Origin of the sequence: Streptomyces sp. WMMC500, assembly GCF_027497195.1 — a bacterium.
GTDB lineage: Bacteria > Actinomycetota > Actinomycetes > Streptomycetales > Streptomycetaceae > Streptomyces.
On the sequence record NZ_CP114905.1, the window covers coordinates 3,358,913 to 3,375,957 of the forward strand.

The window sequence follows — 17,045 nt, forward strand, 5'->3', positions numbered from 1 at the left end:
CCTGCGCTCCGGCCGCGGTTCGGGTCGCGCTTCGGGCCGTGCCCGGACCGGCGCCGGACCGGCGCGCAGGCCGGTCACCCGGCATCGATGTCGATGGCGACCTCCGCGTCCAGCAGAGCGCAGAACTTCGTGAACGCCGACCGGCAGGTGGAGTAGCGCTCGTACGGCCGGGCCGAGACCGCCACCGCCTCGCCGTCGGCCGTGCGTAACTGCCACACCCAGCCGTTGACTCCCGGCCGGTGCTGTACGCCTCCGACGTGCACCGCGCGCTCGACGCGTAACGCGTCGAAGGCGGCCCGGCAGCTCTCGAAGTCCGGAAACCCGGCGGCCGAGACGGCCACCACCCTCCCGTTGGGCGCGACCAACCGCCAGCCGTAACTGCTCTGTCCGCTCTCGCCGATGTGACACCGCGCACCGGGCGTCGCTCTTCGACCCAGTCCTGTCCGGGCCATCGTGTTACCCCGCCCCATCTCCCCCGGATTCACAGTCCGACGCAAGGCCCCCACTGCACACGGCCGGTCGTGCCGCTAGCGCAATCTATGGAGATGCGAGCGGCATAAGTAGATATCAGCGGGCTGAACGGGGTTCTCTCATGACGAAGTTGCCCCTTGTTCACGGACCCTTCATCGGCGGCGAACCGGGCGGGCAAAGCGGGCCGGCGAGGCGCGCCCGCGGGGGTTCAGCCCACCGCGACGGCGATGATCAGAGCCAGGCTCCCCGCGACCGCCGGGCCGATGATCTCGTACGCCCAGCGCACCGACACCGGCCCCTGCGCGCCCTCGCGGTCGGCGTACGTGTGCGCCAGCTCGCGCAGCTCGCGGATCGACTTGTCGGCCGTCGGCGTCGGGTCGTCCGCCATCGGGTCCAGAGAGCCCGCGCCCGTGCCGCCGGGGCGGCGCATTTCCGGGTCCGACAGCGCCGGGCGGCTGGACGGGCTGAACAGCCCCCCGCCGGCGCCGGCCGCCGCACGGTCCCGGCGGCGGTTGGCCTTCTTGCGGGCGCGCAGCGAGACGGGAATCGCCCACATCTGGTACGTGGCGTCCTCGGTGACGACCTCGCTGGAGTAGCCCGCCCGGATCTCCTCGACCCGCCCCCACGGCACCACGATGGTGCGGAACGGGTTGCGCACCCGCAGCCGCTCCTCGCCCGCGTACACCACGGGACGCAGCGTCAGCGCCACCACCAGCGGCACCCCCGCGACCAGCGCGGCCACGGCGAGCGCCCGCGCCTGCCCGCTGCCGCGGACCAGGGCGTCGACGCCGAGCCAGCCGCCGAGGGCCAGGAGCAGGACGCCGGCGGCGATGCCGGCGACGGAGCGGTAGGCGCGATCGGCGTACTTCGGCCGGGCGGCCGGGGTCTCCTTGCTCATGCCGCCGATTGTGCCCGAAGGCCCGGATCCGGACATCGCGCCAGGTATTGCGGTCCCGCATCGATCCGCCGGGACCGTACGGCCCCCTGCCGGGACGCTACGCGGGTAGATATGCTCGTGTGGTGACCATGCCCCGCACACCCACCGCAGCCGCCGGCCCCCCGGCGTCCCTCGCGGACGTGACGGCCTCCGACGCCGCGCTCCGCCGCTTCCTGCACGGTCTGCCCGGCGTCGACCCGGTCGGCCTGGAGGCGCGCGCCGCCGCCCTGGGCACCCGCTCCATCAAGACCACGGCCAAGGCGTACGCCCTGGACCTCGCGGTCTCCATGATCGACCTGACGACGCTGGAGGGCTCCGACACCCCCGGCAAGGTGCGCGCGCTGTGCGCCAAGGCCCGGACGCCCGACCCCACGGACCGTACGACGCCCGAGGTCGCGGCCGTCTGCGTGTACCCGGACCTGGCCGGCGTCGCCGCCGAGGCGCTGGCCGGCTCCGGCGTGCAGGTCGCCTCGGTGGCCACCGCCTTCCCCTCCGGGCGGGCGGCGCTGGAGGTGAAGCTCGCCGACACCCGCGCGGCGCTGGCGGCGGGCGCCGACGAGATCGACATGGTCATCGACCGCGGCGCCTTCCTCGCCGGCCGCTACCTGGAGGTCTACGAGCAGATCCGCGCGGTGCGCCAGGCCGCGGCCGGCGCCCGGCTGAAGGTGATCTTCGAGACCGGCGAGCTGTCCACGTACGACAACATCCGGCGCGCGAGCTGGCTGGGCATGCTGGCCGGCGCCGACTTCATCAAGACCTCGACGGGCAAGGTCGGCGTGAACGCCACCCCCGCCAACACCCTGGTCCTGCTCGAAGCCGTCCGGGACTACCGCGCGGCCACCGGCGTGCAGGTCGGCGTGAAGCCCGCGGGCGGCATCCGCACGGCCAAGGACGCGGTGAAGTTCCTGGTGCTCGTCAACGAGACGGCCGGGGACGACTGGCTGGACAACCGCTGGTTCCGCTTCGGCGCCTCCAGCCTCCTCAACGACCTGCTCATGCAGCGGCAGAAGCTGCGCACCGGCCGCTACTCCGGCCCCGACTACGTGACGGTGGACTGAGCCGAGATGACCAAGCTCTTCACGTACGCGCCCGCACCCGAGTCCCGCTCGGTCGTCGACATCGCGCCCAGTTACGGCCTCTTCGTCGACGGCGAGTTCGCCGAGGCCGCCGACGGCAGGGTCTTCAAGTCCGTCGCCCCCGCGACCGAGGAGGTGCTCTCCGAGGTCGCGCGCGCCGGCGAGGCGGACGTCGACCGCGCGGTCGCCGCCGCGCGGCGGGCGTTCACCTCCTGGTCGGCGCTGCCGGGCGCGGAGCGCGGCAAGTACTTGTTCCGCATCGCGCGCCTCATCCAGGAGCGCTCGCGCGAGCTGGCGGTGCTGGAGACGCTCGACAACGGCAAGCCCATCCGCGAGACCCGGGACGCCGACCTGCCGCTGGTCGCCGCCCACTTCTTCTACTACGCCGGCTGGGCCGACAAGCTCGGCTACGCCGGCTTCGGTACGGACCCGAAGCCGCTGGGCGTCGCCGGCCAGGTCATCCCGTGGAACTTCCCGCTGCTGATGCTGGCCTGGAAGATCGCCCCGGCGCTGGCATGCGGCAACACCGTGGTGCTCAAGCCCGCCGAGACCACCCCGCTGTCCGCGCTGTTCTTCGCCGACATCTGCCGCCAGGCCGGGCTGCCCAGGGGCGTGGTCAACATCCTCCCCGGCTACGGCGACGCGGGCGCGGCGCTCGTCGCGCACCCGGACGTGGACAAGGTCGCGTTCACCGGCTCCACGGCCGTCGGCAAGGAGATCGCCCGCGCCGTCGCCGGCACGGACAAGCGGCTCACCCTGGAGCTGGGCGGCAAGGGCGCCAACATCGTCTTCGACGACGCGCCGATCGACCAGGCCGTCGAGGGCATCGTCGGCGGCATCTTCTTCAACCAGGGCCAGGTCTGCTGCGCCGGCTCCCGGCTGCTCGTGCAGGAGTCGGTCGCCGACGAACTGCTGGAGTCGCTGAAGCGGCGGCTCGGCACGCTGCGGCTGGGCGACCCGCTGGACAAGAACACCGACATCGGCGCCGTCAACTCCGCCGAGCAGCTCGCCCGGATCACGGAGCTGGCCGACGCCGGCGACGCGGAGGGCGCGCAGCGCTGGACGGCGCCGTGCGAACTGCCCGCCAGCGGCTACTGGTTCGCGCCGACGCTCTTCACCGGCGTGACGCAGGCGCACCGCATCGCGCGCGAGGAGATCTTCGGCCCGGTGCTGTCGGTGCTGACGTTCCGTACCCCCGCGGAGGCGGTCGCGAAGGCCAACAACACGCCGTACGGGCTGTCCGCCGGCGTGTGGACGGAGAAGGGCTCGCGGATCCTGGCGGTGGCCGACCGGCTGCGCGCGGGCGTCGTGTGGGCGAACACGTTCAACAAGTTCGATCCGACCTCGCCGTTCGGCGGCTACAAGGAGTCGGGCTTCGGCCGCGAGGGCGGCCGCCACGGGCTGGAGGCGTACCTGCGATGACACAGGCGGATGCGAGGCTGTCGGTCCTGAAGACCTACAAGCTGTACGTGGGCGGGAAGTTCCCCCGCTCGGAGAGCGGGCGGGTGTACGAGGTGACCGACGCGAAGAGTCGCTGGCTCGCCAACGCGCCCCGCGCCTCCCGCAAGGACGCCCGCGACGCGGTGGTCGCCGCCCGCAAGGCCGTCGCCGGCTGGTCGGGCGCCACGGCGTACAACCGCGGCCAGGTGCTCTACCGGGTGGCGGAGATGCTCCAGGGGCGGCGCGAGCAGTACGTCGCGGAGGTCGCCGACGCCGAGGGGCTCTCGAAGGCGAAGGCGGCGGCGCAGGTGGACGCGGCGATCGACCGCTGGGTCTGGTACGCGGGGTGGACCGACAAGATCGCCCAGGTCGCGGGCGGCGGAAACCCGGTCGCCGGGCCGTACTTCAACCTCTCCGCGCCGGAACCGACGGGCGTCGTCGCCGTCGTGGCGCCGCAGGAGTCGGCGCTGCTGGGGCCGGTGTCGGTGCTGGCGCCGGTGATCGCGACGGGCAACGCGGCGGTGGTCGTCGCCGCGGAGGAGCGGCCGCTGCCGGCGCTGTCGCTGGCGGAGGTGCTGGCCACGTCGGACGTGCCGGGGGGCGTGGTGAACGTGCTCTCGGGGCGTACCGCCGAGATCGCGCCGACGCTGGCCGCGCACCAGGACGTCAACGCCATCGACCTGACGGGCGCGGACGCGGAGCTGGCGCGGGAGCTGGAGGTCGCGGCGGCGGACAACCTCAAGCGGGTGCTGCGCCCGCGCCCGCCGTACGACTGGACGGCGGACCCGGGCACGGGGCGGCTGACGGCGTTCCTGGAGACGAAGACGGTCTGGCACCCGACGGGCGGCCTGGGTGTGAGCGGCTCGGCGTACTGAGGGCCGCGCCGGCCGGGCGTACGTGCGCGGGCACGGGGCACCGGCACGGTCGGCACCGCGAAGCACGAGCCGGGCCCGTGCCGCCGGGGCGCTCCCGGTTCCCGGCCGGCCGGCCGACGGCCGGTCCTGCCGCCGGGCCCGGCGCGCGGCACCCCACGGCGCCCCGCGCACACCGAGCGGGGCCGGGCGCACCCCCCGTGTGCCCGGCCCCGCTCTGTCCCCCGATCCCCCGATCCCCCCGAGTCCCCCGGGTGCCCCAGCCCTCGTACGGTCTCGTGGTATCCCCCGTTATCCCCCGATTTCCCCCGTTTTTCCCCTCCCCTGGCCCAGGGTCCCCCCGTCCCTGGTCATCGGCCCCTTCAGGCCACGAGCTCTTCGAACGACTCCTCCCGGTCCCGCCCGAAGCTCAGCGCCTCGTCGTCGCGCAGCCGGCGCAGCGAGCGCCAGATGCTGCTCTTGACGGTCCCCACGCTGATCCCCAGCACGTCGGCGATCTCCGGGTCGGTCCTGCCCTCGTAGTAGCGCAGCACGAGCATCGTGCGCTGCGTCTCGGGCAGCCGCGCCAGCGCCTGCCAGAGCACCGTGCGCAGCTCCGTGCCGCGCATGGCGTCCGACTCCCCCGGCGCCTCGGGGAGTTCCTCGGTCGGGTACTCCGCGAGCTTGCGCCGGCGCCAGGCGCTGATGTGCAGGTTCGTCATCGTGCGGCGGAGGTAGCCGCCCACCGCCGCCTTGTCGCTGATCCTGTCCCACGCCCGGTAGGTGGAGAACAGCGCGCTCTGCAGCAGGTCCTCCGCCTCGAACCGGTCGCCGGTCAGGTGGTAGGCGGTCGCGTACAGAGAGGCGCGCCGCTCGGCCACGTAGGCGGTGAACGCCGCGGTGCTGTCACCCTCCGCGGCGGCCCCGGCCCGCGCGCCGGGCGTTTCCCCCGGCACCTCTCCGTACGCTGTGCTACTCCCGCCGTCCCCCCCGGCCCTGCTCCCGCCGTCCCCCACGGCGTTCCCCCCCGGGCCCGTGCTGCCCGCGATCGCGACCATGTACGGAGGACGACGCCCGGCGCCGCGTCCGCACCCCCGCGCGTTCGCGGCACCGGACTCCCCCGCACCGCGCGAGGCGCGGCCGGGAGCCATCCCCTCAGCACTCCCCCCCTTGGCGTGCAGACGTGTGTGAACCGCTGCGCTGGTGGTGCTGTCGTGCAGTGCGTTCATCTCACGCCCCCCGCCGGTGGAGTCTGCTTCGGTCCTGCCTGGTGTGCCGGGCTTCCCCGACGAGCAAAATCCTGGCGTCCCGACTTCATCGCGCTGTCCGTCGACTGTCACAGGCGTGCAACAGGGGTCGCTGCCCCTTACACGGCCCTTCCCGCAGCCTGTGATGACCGCGAACTCGCCCGTTCCGGCGCGCCCTGCCAGAATGACCCGCGTGCCTTCTCTGTTGCTGATCGAGGACGACGACGCCATCCGCACCGCGCTGGAGATGTCCCTCTCCCGCCAGGGCCACCGCGTGACCACCGCGGCGACCGGTGAGGACGGGCTCAAGCTGCTGCGCGAGCAGCGGCCCGACCTGATCGTGCTGGATGTGATGCTGCCGGGCATCGACGGCTTCGAGGTGTGCCGGCGCATCCGCCGCACCGACCAGTTGCCGATCATCCTGCTGACCGCGCGCAGCGACGACATCGACGTGGTGGTCGGACTGGAGTCGGGCGCCGACGACTACGTCGTCAAGCCCGTGCAGGGGCGGGTGCTGGACGCCCGTATCCGCGCGGTGCTGCGCCGCGGCGAGCGGGAGACGACCGACTCGGCCACCTTCGGCAACGTCGTCATCGACCGCTCGGCGATGACGGTGACCAAGGACGGCGAGCATCTGCAACTGACGCCGACGGAGCTGCGGCTGCTGCTGGAGCTGAGCCGCCGGCCCGGCCAGGCGCTCTCCCGCCAGCAGTTGCTGCAGTTGGTCTGGGAGCACGACTACCTGGGCGACTCCCGGCTGGTCGACGCCTGCGTGCAGCGGCTGCGCGCGAAGGTCGAGGACGTCCCGTCCGCGCCGACCCTCATCAAGACCGTGCGCGGGGTGGGCTACCGGCTGGATCCGCCCTCGTGAGCCCGGGCCCCTCCGACGCGCAGGGGCGGCAGGGGTTCGTACGCGGCTGGGCGGCGGGACTGCTGCGCTGGATCAGCCTGCGACTGCGTCTGGTCATCGTGTTCGCGCTGGTGGCCCTGGTGTCGGCGGTGTCGGTGGCCGGCATCGCGTACTGGCTCAACCGGGACTCGGTGCTCACCCGCACCCAGGACGCGTCGCTGAAGGACTTCCGGGAGTCGCTGGAGGACGAGAGCGGGGAGCTGGACCTGCGGACCGGCTGCACCGACCTCGCCAAGGCCGCGCGGCGGCTGTCGGGCACCACGCAGAACTTCGACGTGATACTCATCTCCGCCGGCGGCGGCAGCGGCGGCGAGCCCGGCTGCGTGGAGCGCTCCGACCCGTCGTTCAGCCTGCACGACGTGCCGCACACGCTGAAGACGGCGGTCGACCAGCGGCGCGACGACGGCAAGTATCCGTACCACCTGTACTGGCAGCGGGTGTCGATGGACGGCACGCCGTACCTCGTCGGCGGCGCCCGGGTGATCGGCACCGACTGGACCGGCTACATGTTCAAGTCCCTGGACTCCGAGCGCCGGGACCTCAACTCGCTGGCCTGGTCGCTGGGCATCGCCACCGGTCTGTCCCTCATCGGCTCCGCGCTGCTCGCGCAGGGCGCCGCGTCCACGGTGCTCCGCCCCGTGCAGCGGCTCGGCGAGGCGGCGCGGCGGCTGGGCGAGGGCAAGCTCGACACCCGGCTGCGGGTGACCGGCACGGACGAACTGGCCGACCTGTCACGGACGTTCAACCAGACCGCGGAGCGGCTGCAGCGGCGGGTGGAGGCGCTGAGCGACCGGGAGAAGGCCAGCCGGCGGTTCGTGGCGGACATGTCGCACGAGCTGCGTACACCGCTGACCGCGATGACCGCCGTGTCCGAGGTGCTGGAGGAGGAGCAGGAGAACCTGGACCCGATGATCGCGCCCGCGGTGCAGCTCGTGGTGCAGGAGACCCGGCGCCTCAACGACCTGGTGGAGAACCTGATGGAGGTGACCCGTTTCGACGCGGGCACCGCCCGGCTCGTGGTCGACGCCGTGGACGTCGCCGACCAGGTCACCGCCTGCATCGACGCCCGCGCCTGGCTGGACGCGGTGGAGCTGGACGCCGACCGGGGCATCGTCGCGCGGCTGGACCCGCGGCGCCTCGACGTGATCCTCGCCAACCTCATCGGCAACGCGCTCAAGCACGGCGGCTCCCCCGTGCGCGTCTCGGTGCGCACGACGGCGGACGCGCCCGGCGCCGGCGATCTGCTCATCGAGGTCAAGGACAACGGCCCGGGCATCCCGGCCGAGGTGCTCCCGCACGTCTTCGACCGCTTCTACAAGGCGGACACCGCCCGGCCGCGCTCCGACGGCAGCGGCCTCGGGCTGTCCATCGCGGTGGAGAACGCCCGGATCCACGGCGGTACGATCACCGCGGCCAACGACCCGGCGGGCGGCGCGGTGTTCACGCTGCGGCTGCCCCGGGACTCGTCGGCGGCGGAGGCCCCGGAGCAGGAGGACGAGTGAGGGCGGCAGCCTCGAACCGGCCGGTCTTCCCGGCCCTGGCGGCGGTCGCCCTGGCCGCCGTCGCGGCGCTCACCGCCGGGTGCGGGATCCGGCCCACGTCCGTGCCCGTGGACGCCGGCAGCGCGCCGTCGCGGGCGGAGTGCTCGCCGGGCGGCCCGGCGCCCGCGGCGAGCCCGGCGGAGGGCGAGACGCTGCGGACGGTGTACCTGGTGTGCGGTGCGCAGTTGGCGCCGGTGCCCCGCAGCGTCCCCGACGACCTCGACGGTACGGAGCTGGCGGCCCGGCTGCTGACGGAGCTGGAGCGGGAGCCGGGCGGCGACGAGGAGCGGGCCGGCTACTCCACCGCCGTCTCCGGGCTGCGGGTGGCGGACGGGCGCTCCGGGGATCCGGCGGGCACGGTGCGCCTGAGCCGGGATCCGCAGGGGCTGGGGTCGCCGATGCTCGCGCAGCTCGTGTGCACGTACGCGGCGGGCGAGGAGCGTACGGCGGTGCTGGCGGGCCCTGACGCGGGGGACGCGCCGTACACGTACCGCTGCAGCGACGCCGCGCTGCGGGCGCCGGAGAACACCGTCGGCGAGCCCGCGACCTGAGTCTTCCGGCCCGCTTCACCTCCCCGCCCGGGATCGCACTCCGGTGGCGGATCGCGGGAACCGTACGGGTCGGCAGCGGCGTCCTTGCCTGCGTGCAGCGCCATGCGACGGGCGGAAGGGCCGCCCTGAGATTCCGGGTGGCCGGCGTTGTCCTCCTAGTCCTGCATCTGACCGCAGTCTGGTGGTTTACGCTCCGCCCCAACGCCGTGCCGTGGGTTGACGCGGCGAATCTGCGACCTCTCACGACGATCCGGGCCGAGTTCGACCAGGATCCCTGGGCGGCGCTGCGGTACACCGCCGAGTCGCTGCTCGTGCTGGCACCCGCGGGGGTGCTGCTGCCGTTGGCGGGCGGGCGGCTGAACGCGTCGGCGGCGGGGTCGTTCGCGCGTACCGTCTTCGCGGGGTCGATGCTGGCCCTGGTCGTCGAGTTGCTGAAGACCACAGTGCCGGGGCAGGTCGCGAACGTGGACACGATGCTGCTGTACATCCTGGGGGTCGCGCTGGCGCATCTGGCGGTGGTCCCGGCCACGCGGGCGCGGCTGCGCCGGCGGCTCCCGGCGGGCCGCGCGGCGGGTGCCGCGCACGCGGAGGAGGCGGCGGGGGCGGACGAGGCGGAGCGTACGGACGGCGGGAAGGCTCAGGGCACGACCCCGAGGATCTCCAGGGTCGAGATCGCCCCCTAGGGCGAGGTTTCGCCCGGCTTGGGTGCCTACGGTGGAATCACCGGCCCCCGCGATACGGGCCGCGAACGCCGACCCGAGGAGTGACGCAGCCATGGCCATGCCGACGAGACCGCGCGACGGCCGGATGATCGCCGGAGTGTGCGCGGGCCTGGCCCGGCGCTTCGACGCGACCCCCACGACGGTGCGGGTCGTCTTCCTGGCGTCCTGCCTGCTGCCGGGCCCGCAGTTCCTGCTGTACCTGGTGCTGTGGGTGATGATGCCCGGCGAGGAGAAGGCGCACCGCCCGGCCTGGTAGGGACGAACCGACGAGCCGGGCCACCACGAGACCGACCACGACGACACCGACCACGACGACACGAAGCCGGGGCCGGATCCACACGGGATGCCGGCCCCGGCTTCGCCGGTGGGTACGGGCGTCAGAGCGGCAGACCCAGGGGGAGCGCGCTCGTCAGCGTGCCGAGCTGGCCGGGCGGCTGCTGGCCTTTGCCGGGCTTGCCGTTCATGTCCGCCAGGTGCGGGCCGGTGACGGACTCCAGCGGTGAGGTCACCTGGCCGACCGGGTCGGGCAGGCCGGGGACGGTCGCGGCGGAGGCGGTGCCCGTCGCGGCGGCGGCGAAGGCGACGCCGAGCAGTGCGGTACCGGCGATCTTGCGGGTCTTCATGGAATTCAGGTCCTCGTCCTTGCGGATGTCGAGCGGCAAGGAGAAACCTAGCCAGCCGGATATCGCGGCGGCAAAGGCCGAACCGCCGGCCCCGAAATTCGTCCGTACGGCCCCATCCGCGGATCGTAGGACCATCGCCCCGCGCCCCGGGCGGCACCCGAACACGCAGGTCGGAACCGGTCAGTGAAAGAGCCACTCCGACTTCAGCCCGGCGTATCCGGGCTTGATGACCTCATTGATCATCGCCAGCCTTTCATCGAAAGGAATGAAAGCCGACTTCATCGCATTGACGGTGAACCACTGCATGTCGTCGAGGGTGTAGTGGAAGGTGCGCACCAGCTCCTCGAACTCGCGGCTCATGCTCGTGCCGCTCATGAGCCGGTTGTCGGTGTTGACCGTGGCGCGGAAGTACAGCCGGCGCAGCAGGCCGATGGGGTGCTCGGCGTACGAGGCGGCGGCGCCGGTCTGCAGGTTGGACGTCGGGCACAGCTCCAGCGGGATCCGCTTGTCGCGCACGTACGCCGCCAGCCGGCCGAGCTTGACCGAGCCGTCCTCGGCGACGTGGATGTCGTCGATGATCCGTACGCCGTGGCCGAGCCGGTCGGCGCCGCACCACTGCAGTGCCTGCCAGATCGACGGCAGGCCGAAGGCTTCGCCGGCGTGGATGGTGAAGTGGTTGTTCTCGCGCTTCAGGTACTCGAACGCGTCGAGGTGGCGGGTGGGCGGGAAGCCGGCCTCGGCGCCGGCGATGTCGAAGCCGACGACGCCGAGGTCGCGGTAGCGGTTGGCGAGTTCGGCGATCTCCAGCGAGCGGGCGGCGTGCCGCATGGCGGTGAGCAGCGCGCCGACCCGGATGCGGTGCCCGGCGGCGTGCGCGCGCCGCTCGCCCTCGCGGAAGCCCTCGTTGACCGCCTCCACCACCTGCTCCAGGCTCAGCCCGCCCTCCAGGTGCTGCTCGGGGGCGTAGCGGACCTCCGCGTACACGACACCGTCGGCGGCCAGGTCCTCGGCGCACTCGGCGGCGACCCGCACCAGCGCGTCGCGGGTCTGCAGCACGGCGCAGGTGTGGGCGAAGGTCTCCAGATAGCGCTCCAGCGACCCGGAGTCGGCGGCCTCCCGGAACCAGGCGCCCAGCCGCTCGGGGTCGCTCTCCGGCAGCCCGGCGTAGCCGGTCTCGCGGGCGATGTCGACGATGGTGCCGGGGCGGAGACCGCCGTCGAGGTGGTCGTGGAGCAGCACCTTGGGCGCCCGCCGGATCCGTTCGGCGTCGGGCACCGCCGCCCGCTCCGCCCCGGCCACCGCACCTCTGCCGTTGTCGTCCGCCATGCGGAACCCCTCTCGCGTCACGATTTGCGCCATCCTACGCGCGTAGAGCGGTGCCCGGCGGCGGGCGCCGCCAGCGGGTGCCGCGGCGGCGGCTGCGGAGGGCTTGCGGGTGGGGGTTTGGGGGTGGGGGCTTGCGGGTGAGGGCTTGGGGGTGGGGGCCTGCGGGCGAGGGCCTGCGGGTGACGGCCTGCGGGCGACGGCCTGCGGGCGAGGGCTTGCGGGTGGGAGTGGCGGCATGCGGGTGGCGGCATGCGGGTGGCGGCATGCGGGTGGCGGCATGCGGGTGGCGGCATGCGGGTGGCGGCATGCGGGCGAGGGTCGGCGGTGCCGCCCACGGGTGCCGCCAGCGGCGGCTGCGGGGGGCCTGGGGGTGGCCGCTTGCGGGCGAGGGTCGGCGGTGCGACCCACGGGTGCCGCCGGCGGTGGCTGCGGGGGGCCTGGGGTCGCGGCATGCGGGCGAGGGTCGGCGGTGCGACCCACGGGTGCCGCCGGCGGTGGCTGCGGGGGGCTTGGCGGTGGCCGCTTGCGGGCGAGGGTCGGCGGTGCCGCCCACGGGTGCCGCCGGCGGTGGCTGCGGGGGGCCTGGGGTCGCGGCATGCGGGCGAGGGTCGGCGGTGCCGCCCACGGGTGCCGCCGGCGGTGGCTGCCGGGGGCTTGGGGTCGCGGGCTGCGGGTGGGGGGAGTCGCCGGGGCGGGGAGTGCGTGCCGGCGTGGCTACGCCGGCGCGAAGCCCGCCGCCAGCGGCATGCGCAGGCCGATCGGCGGCGGTGCGGCGAGCGCGTCGGCGAGCGGCCTGCTGTACGGCCGGCCGAAGAGCGAGCCCATGACGAAGTCGGCGGCCAGGGCGAGGACTTCGGGCCGGTGCTGGTGCAGGCCGTGCCCGTCGGAGTGCACCTCGAAGCGGGACACGTCGCGGTTGGCCTTCTTCGCCCGGACCGCCAGCCGGTAGGACAGCTCCGGATCCGTGCGCGCGTCGTTCGTGCCGTGCACGAACAGCACGGTGCGCCCGCTCAACTGCCGTACGGGCTCCGCGTCCGCCGCCTGCGCGTCCGGCAGCCACGGCGCCAGCGCCAGCACCGAGACGACCGCCTCGTGCCCGGCGGCGCGCAGCGCGGCCCGGCCGCCGACGTCGGTGCCGACCAGCGCGACGGGCACGTCCCCGTACCGCCGTACGACCTCCTCCAGCGCCCACTCCGCGTCCTGCGCGGCCTCCGCCGCCACACCGTTCCAGCCGCGGACGCGGTAGTGCACGGTGTGCGCGACGAGCCCCTCGCCGCGGCCGGTGCGGCCGAGCCGGCGGGCCAGCGACCACACGGAGGCGGCGGCGAGCCGCGAAGGCCGCCGGCTGCTCTCCTCCTCGCCCGCGGGCAGCAGCAGCGCCACCGCCTGCGCGGAGGACGCCCCGGTGGCGCGTCCGAGCCGGGCGGGGCGGGTCGCGCTGGTCTCCTGTGCCATGGCAGCACGATTTCAGATGCCGGCCCCCGTGCCCAGTGGTCTGCACCACCCACCGGCCCGAACGCGCCGCCCGCAAGCGGGTTGACGCCGGGCGGCAGCCGCGCCGGACGGTCCCGTACCCCCGGCCCGTACCCCTACCCCGCCAGCAACTGCCCCCGCCGCCCCAGCAGGAACCGCCGGAAGGCCGCCACCGGAGCCGTCTCCTGCTGACCCGCCACCCACGCCACCCCGATCTCCCGCACCGCCCGCGGGGCCGTGACGTCCAGCTCCACCACCCCCGGCCGCGGCACCGCGGGCGGCGGCAGCAGCGCCACGCCGAGACCCGCCGCCACCAGCCCGCGGATCGTCTCCGCCTCCTCCCCCTCGAACGCGACCCGCGGCGCGAACCCCGCCGCCGCGCACAGCTCCTCCAGCATCCGCCGCATCCCGTAGCCCGGCTCCAGCGTCACGAACGGGTCCTCGGCCACCTCCGCCAGCCGGATCCGGCGCCGCCGCGCCAGCCGGTGGTCGTCCGGCACGACGAGCCGGAGGCGCTGCGCGTCGAGCCGCCGCGCGTGCAGGTCCGGCGCGTCCGGCACCGGCGAGGTCAGGCACAGGTCCAACTCGCCCGCCCGCAGCCGCTGGAGCATCCACTCGCCGTAGTTCTGCACCAGCGCGAAGCGCACCCGCGGATGGTCCTTGCGGAACTCCCGCAGCAGCCCGGGCACGGTCTCGGAGCCGAGCGTGTGCAGGAAGCCGAAGGCGACCTTGCCCGTCTCGGGGTGCGCGTCGGCGCGTACGGCCTCCGCCCCGCGGCCCACCTCGGCCAGCGCGCGGTCCGCGTACGCGAGGAAGTCGCGGCCCGCGGTCGTCAGCGACAGCGTCCGGCCGCGGCGGGCGAAGAGGGCGACGCCCAGGTCGGCTTCGAGCCGCACCATCGCGCGGCTCAGCGTGGGCTGCGGGACGCCGAGTGCGCGGGCGGCGCGCGTGACGTGCTCCTCGCGCGCGACGGCGGCGAACTGCGCGAGCCGGGGCGCGAGCACCGCGCCCCACTCCCCCGGCTCCCCGGGCGCGGGCGCCGCGACGGTTGCCGAGATGTCTTCCGGATGACGGGACCGTGACAACGACCCCCGCGACCTCTGCTCATTCACCACAGCATCGATTATCGCCGTTTTCTGCATTGGACGCATGAGTGAGTCCGCCGTACGTTCGACGACATGCCCTCCGATACCGGGGCGCTTACACACCCTGTGAGCGCCCGCACCCCGCCTGCGCCCGACAAGCACGCCCCCGGTGAGGCCGGCTACCGCCGGGTGCTCCTCGCCCTGTTCGCCGCCGGCGTCGCCACCTTCACCCTGCTGTTCTCCACCCAGGCCCTGCTGCCCGCCCTCTCCGCCGACCTCGGCGTCAGCCCCGGCGCCGCCAGTTGGACCGTCTCCGCCACCACCGCCGCCCTGGCGCTCGCCGTGCTGCCGCTGAGCGCCGTCTCCGAGAGGTTCGGCCGGCAGAAGACGATGGCGTGGTCGCTGACCGCGGCCGTCCTGCTGGGTCTTGCGCTGCCCTTCGCGCCCGACCTGGGTTCGCTCATCGCGCTGCGTACGCTCCAGGGCGTGGCGATCGCCGGGATCCCGGCGTCGGCCATCGCGTTCATCGCCGAGGAGGTACGGGCCCGGGCGGTGATCGGCGCCGTGGGCCTCTTCGTCGCGGGCAACAGCATCGGCGGCATGGCCGGCCGCATCCTCACCGGCTGGACCGCGGACGCCTGGGGCTGGCGCGCGGCACTGGCCACCGTCGCCGTGCTCTCGCTGCTCTGCGCGGTCGCGTTCCGCGTCCTGCTGCCGCGCGCCCGGCACTTCACCGCCGCGCCCCTGGCGCCGCGGGCGCTCGCGCGGACCGTACGCGGGCACCTCTCCGACGGGCTGATGCGCCGGCTGTACACGATCGGGCTGCTGTTCATGACGGTCTTCGGCTCGGTCTACACGATGATCGGCTACCGGCTGGCCGGGGAGCCCTTCGGCCTGTCCGCGGGCCTCATCGGCTCGGTCTTCGTCATCTACCTCGTCGGCACCGGTTGCTCCGCGGCCGCCGGCCGGCTCGTCGCCCGCCTCGGCCGCCGCGGCACCCTGTACGCGGCCGCCGGCACCACCGCCGCCGGCCTGCTGCTGACGATCGGCGACTCGCTGGCCGCGGTCCTGACCGGTCTCGTGCTGCTCACGGCGGGCTTCTTCGCCGGGCACGCGGTCGCCTCCGCCTCCGTCAGCCACGCCGCGAAGACCGGCAAGGCCCAGGCGTCGGCGCTCTACCAGGTCGCGTACTACACCGGGAACAGCGCGGGCGCCACCGCCGGCGCCCTCGCCTTCCACGCCGTCGGCTGGAGCGGGGTCGTCGTGCTCGGCCTCACGGCCCTCACCGGTGTCACGGGCATCACCATTCGCGCCACTCTCCTGGCCACCGCGGCGACCCGCTCGGCGGCGCACGACGGGGCGCGGAACCACCCCCGTGCGACGGTCCGTGCACAGCCCTCCGCGCACGGTCCCGTATCCGGAGAACCGACAGGTCAGCCGATACGTGCCGGCCTCACCGGGACCGCCGGAGGCACCGGCGGGGAGACGATCCGGTAACGGGTTCGTTGCCGGAGGTTCAGCTTGTTCTACGCGCGTTACGATGCCCCCGAAGCAGCGCCGGAAAGAGGCGCTTCGCAAGACGAAGGGGAAGTCCTCTTGCGCCGGGTAACCAAGATCGCCGCCGCGGGCGTGGCAACCGCGGCCCTCGCTTTCACCAGTGCTGCGTGCAGCAGCGACAGCGGCAGCAGCGACAAGGGCGTCGGACTCGCCTTCGACGTCGGCGGCCGCAGTGACGCCTCCTTCAACGAGTCGGCCGCCCGCGGGTACGACAAGGCCAAGAAGGAGTTCGACCTCGGCGGCAAGGAGCTGACCGCCCGCGACGGCGAGACGGAGGCCGACCGCGAGCAGCGCCTCACCTCCCTCGCCGAGGCGGGCTACAACCCGGTGATCGGCGTCGGCTTCGCGTACGGCAAGTCGGTCAACAAGGTCGCCAAGGAATTCCCCGACACCACCTTCGCCGTCATAGACGAGGCGTCCCAGGGGAAGAACGTGGCCGGCGTCACCTTCGCCGAGCACGAGGGCTCGTACCTTGCGGGTGTGGCCGCCGCGACGAAGAGCAAGACCGGCAAGGTCGGCTTCATCGGCGGCGTGCACAACAACCTGATCAAGAAGTTCGAGGCCGGCTTCGTCCAGGGCGCCAAGGAGACGAACCCCGACATCGAGATCGACGTCAAGTACCTCTACGAGAGCGACCTCAAGGGCTTCCAGGACCCGCTGCGCGCCAAGGGCATCGCCGAGGGCATGCTCGACGCCGACACGGACGTCATCTACAGCGCCGCCGGGCTGTCGGGCACGGGCTCGATCGAGGCCGTGGCCGCCCAGGACGGCGCGTGGGCGATCGGCGTCGACTCCGACCAGTACCGCGACAAGGCCCTGACGGACTACAAGGACTCGATCCTGACGTCCGTGGTCAAGAACGTCGACGTGGCCGTCTACGACGTGATCAAGAGCGTCGAGGACGGCAAGCCGCTCACCGGCGACCAGACGTTCGCGCTCAAGGACGACGGCGTGAGCCTCGCCACCTCCGGCGGGTTCATCGACGACATCCAGGGCGAGATCGACGCGGCCAAGAAGAAGATCGCCGACGGCGAGATCATGGTCAGCGACACTCCCTGAGCACGGTACGTGTCCCGGGGTCCGGTGGACGGTGGGAGCCGCCCGTCCACCGGACCCCGTACATCTGCCTCCGGACTACGCGCGTAGCGTGATATGCCGTAACTCGCGTCACGTAACTCGCGTCTCCCGGACGGCGCTTCGGTACGTCCGCCGCCCCGCATCCACCGCCCTCGACC

The 17,045-nt window shown here is 73.7% G+C and carries 17 protein-coding genes; 10 read left to right on the top strand and 7 right to left on the bottom strand.

The features are described 5' to 3' along the window. Positions 1-74: 74 nt before the first annotated feature. Entirely contained in the window at positions 75-341 is a 267-nt protein-coding gene (locus O7599_RS13980) for a hypothetical protein (RefSeq protein WP_281622487.1), read from the bottom strand. 338 nt (positions 342-679) lie between these two features. Next, positions 680-1,369, bottom strand: coding sequence for a PH domain-containing protein (locus O7599_RS13985; protein ID WP_281622488.1), 690 nt, complete (start codon positions 1,367-1,369; stop codon positions 680-682). 128 nt (positions 1,370-1,497) lie between these two features. Here O7599_RS13985 and deoC point away from each other — a divergent pair, with 128 nt between their 5' ends. From deoC to O7599_RS14000, 3 genes are read left to right on the top strand one after another with little or no spacing between them, the layout of a single operon-like run. Beyond that, positions 1,498-2,466: a deoxyribose-phosphate aldolase gene (gene deoC / locus O7599_RS13990; RefSeq protein ID WP_281623375.1), complete on the top strand. Its 969-nt coding sequence runs from the start codon at positions 1,498-1,500 to the stop codon at positions 2,464-2,466. Positions 2,467-2,472: 6 nt separating this feature from the next. After that, positions 2,473-3,906 (top strand): aldehyde dehydrogenase family protein, encoded by a 1,434-nt coding sequence (locus tag O7599_RS13995; protein WP_281622489.1) that lies wholly within the window; start codon positions 2,473-2,475, stop codon positions 3,904-3,906. Continuing rightward, positions 3,903-4,799, top strand: coding sequence for an aldehyde dehydrogenase family protein (locus O7599_RS14000; protein ID WP_281622490.1), 897 nt, complete (start codon positions 3,903-3,905; stop codon positions 4,797-4,799). The genes O7599_RS13995 and O7599_RS14000 overlap by 4 nt, the downstream gene beginning before the upstream one ends. 359 nt (positions 4,800-5,158) lie before the next feature. Here O7599_RS14000 and O7599_RS14005 read toward each other — a convergent pair whose 3' ends face one another. After that, positions 5,159-6,004: a SigE family RNA polymerase sigma factor gene (locus tag O7599_RS14005; RefSeq protein ID WP_281622491.1), complete on the bottom strand. Its 846-nt coding sequence runs from the start codon at positions 6,002-6,004 to the stop codon at positions 5,159-5,161. A gap of 211 nt (positions 6,005-6,215) precedes the next feature. On the opposite strand from O7599_RS14005, the gene O7599_RS14010 reads away from it, so the two are divergent. From O7599_RS14010 to O7599_RS14030, 5 genes are all read left to right on the top strand, one after another. After that, positions 6,216-6,893: a response regulator transcription factor gene (locus O7599_RS14010; RefSeq protein ID WP_027771656.1), complete on the top strand. Its 678-nt coding sequence runs from the start codon at positions 6,216-6,218 to the stop codon at positions 6,891-6,893. After that, complete coding sequence (locus tag O7599_RS14015) at positions 6,890-8,434, top strand: HAMP domain-containing sensor histidine kinase (RefSeq protein WP_281622492.1); 1,545 nt, start codon at positions 6,890-6,892, stop codon at positions 8,432-8,434. The genes O7599_RS14010 and O7599_RS14015 overlap by 4 nt, the downstream gene beginning before the upstream one ends. After that, on the top strand, positions 8,431-9,024 hold the full coding sequence (locus O7599_RS14020; RefSeq protein ID WP_281622493.1) for a hypothetical protein: 594 nt from the start codon (positions 8,431-8,433) through the stop codon (positions 9,022-9,024). The genes O7599_RS14015 and O7599_RS14020 overlap by 4 nt, the downstream gene beginning before the upstream one ends. 92 nt (positions 9,025-9,116) lie before the next feature. Beyond that, positions 9,117-9,707 carry a VanZ family protein gene (locus O7599_RS14025; RefSeq protein WP_281622494.1) on the top strand — a complete coding sequence of 197 codons (591 nt, stop codon included), beginning with the start codon at positions 9,117-9,119 and terminating at the stop codon, positions 9,705-9,707. A 91-nt stretch (positions 9,708-9,798) separates the two neighbouring features. Next, the gene (locus O7599_RS14030; protein ID WP_281622495.1) at positions 9,799-10,002 is read left to right on the top strand and encodes a PspC domain-containing protein; all 204 of its coding nucleotides are present in this window, start codon (positions 9,799-9,801) and stop codon (positions 10,000-10,002) included. A gap of 121 nt (positions 10,003-10,123) precedes the next feature. Here O7599_RS14030 and O7599_RS14035 read toward each other — a convergent pair whose 3' ends face one another. The 4 genes from O7599_RS14035 to O7599_RS14050 all read right to left on the bottom strand — a co-directional run bounded on the left by O7599_RS14035 (position 10,124) and on the right by O7599_RS14050 (position 14,310). After that, positions 10,124-10,408: a hypothetical protein gene (locus O7599_RS14035; RefSeq protein WP_281622496.1), complete on the bottom strand. Its 285-nt coding sequence runs from the start codon at positions 10,406-10,408 to the stop codon at positions 10,124-10,126. 141 nt (positions 10,409-10,549) lie between these two features. Further along, positions 10,550-11,695 carry an adenosine deaminase gene (locus O7599_RS14040; protein ID WP_281622497.1) on the bottom strand — a complete coding sequence of 382 codons (1,146 nt, stop codon included), beginning with the start codon at positions 11,693-11,695 and terminating at the stop codon, positions 10,550-10,552. Positions 11,696-12,409: 714 nt separating this feature from the next. Further along, on the bottom strand, positions 12,410-13,150 hold the full coding sequence (locus tag O7599_RS14045; RefSeq protein WP_281622498.1) for an alpha/beta hydrolase: 741 nt from the start codon (positions 13,148-13,150) through the stop codon (positions 12,410-12,412). A 134-nt stretch (positions 13,151-13,284) separates the two neighbouring features. Continuing rightward, on the bottom strand, positions 13,285-14,310 hold the full coding sequence (locus tag O7599_RS14050) for a LysR family transcriptional regulator (RefSeq protein WP_281623376.1): 1,026 nt from the start codon (positions 14,308-14,310) through the stop codon (positions 13,285-13,287). A 36-nt stretch (positions 14,311-14,346) separates the two neighbouring features. On the opposite strand from O7599_RS14050, the gene O7599_RS14055 reads away from it, so the two are divergent. Together O7599_RS14055 and O7599_RS14060 are read left to right on the top strand one after the other, a co-directional pair. Continuing rightward, positions 14,347-15,750, top strand: coding sequence for an MFS transporter (locus O7599_RS14055; protein WP_281622499.1), 1,404 nt, complete (start codon positions 14,347-14,349; stop codon positions 15,748-15,750). 99 nt (positions 15,751-15,849) lie between these two features. Then, a complete protein-coding gene (locus tag O7599_RS14060; protein WP_281622500.1) occupies positions 15,850-16,869 on the top strand; it encodes a BMP family ABC transporter substrate-binding protein in 1,020 nt (339 codons plus the stop codon). Positions 16,870-17,045: the final 176 nt, after the last annotated feature.

Bases quoted from the DNA above. Each gene is read 5' to 3' on its own strand.
- O7599_RS13985 (WP_281622488.1), bottom strand. From the start codon at position 1,369: ATGAGCAAGGAGACCCCGGCCGCCCGGCCGAAGTACGCCGATCGCGCC.
- deoC (WP_281623375.1), top strand. From the start codon at position 1,498: ATGCCCCGCACACCCACCGCAGCCGCCGGCCCCCCGGCGTCCCTCGCG.
- O7599_RS13995 (WP_281622489.1), top strand. From the start codon at position 2,473: ATGACCAAGCTCTTCACGTACGCGCCCGCACCCGAGTCCCGCTCGGTC.
- O7599_RS14000 (WP_281622490.1), top strand. From the start codon at position 3,903: ATGACACAGGCGGATGCGAGGCTGTCGGTCCTGAAGACCTACAAGCTG.
- O7599_RS14005 (WP_281622491.1), bottom strand. From the start codon at position 6,004: ATGAACGCACTGCACGACAGCACCACCAGCGCAGCGGTTCACACACGT.
- O7599_RS14030 (WP_281622495.1), top strand. From the start codon at position 9,799: ATGGCCATGCCGACGAGACCGCGCGACGGCCGGATGATCGCCGGAGTG.
- O7599_RS14040 (WP_281622497.1), bottom strand. From the start codon at position 11,695: ATGGCGGACGACAACGGCAGAGGTGCGGTGGCCGGGGCGGAGCGGGCG.
- O7599_RS14045 (WP_281622498.1), bottom strand. From the start codon at position 13,150: ATGGCACAGGAGACCAGCGCGACCCGCCCCGCCCGGCTCGGACGCGCC.
- O7599_RS14050 (WP_281623376.1), bottom strand. From the start codon at position 14,310: ATGCAGAAAACGGCGATAATCGATGCTGTGGTGAATGAGCAGAGGTCG.
- O7599_RS14055 (WP_281622499.1), top strand. From the start codon at position 14,347: ATGCCCTCCGATACCGGGGCGCTTACACACCCTGTGAGCGCCCGCACC.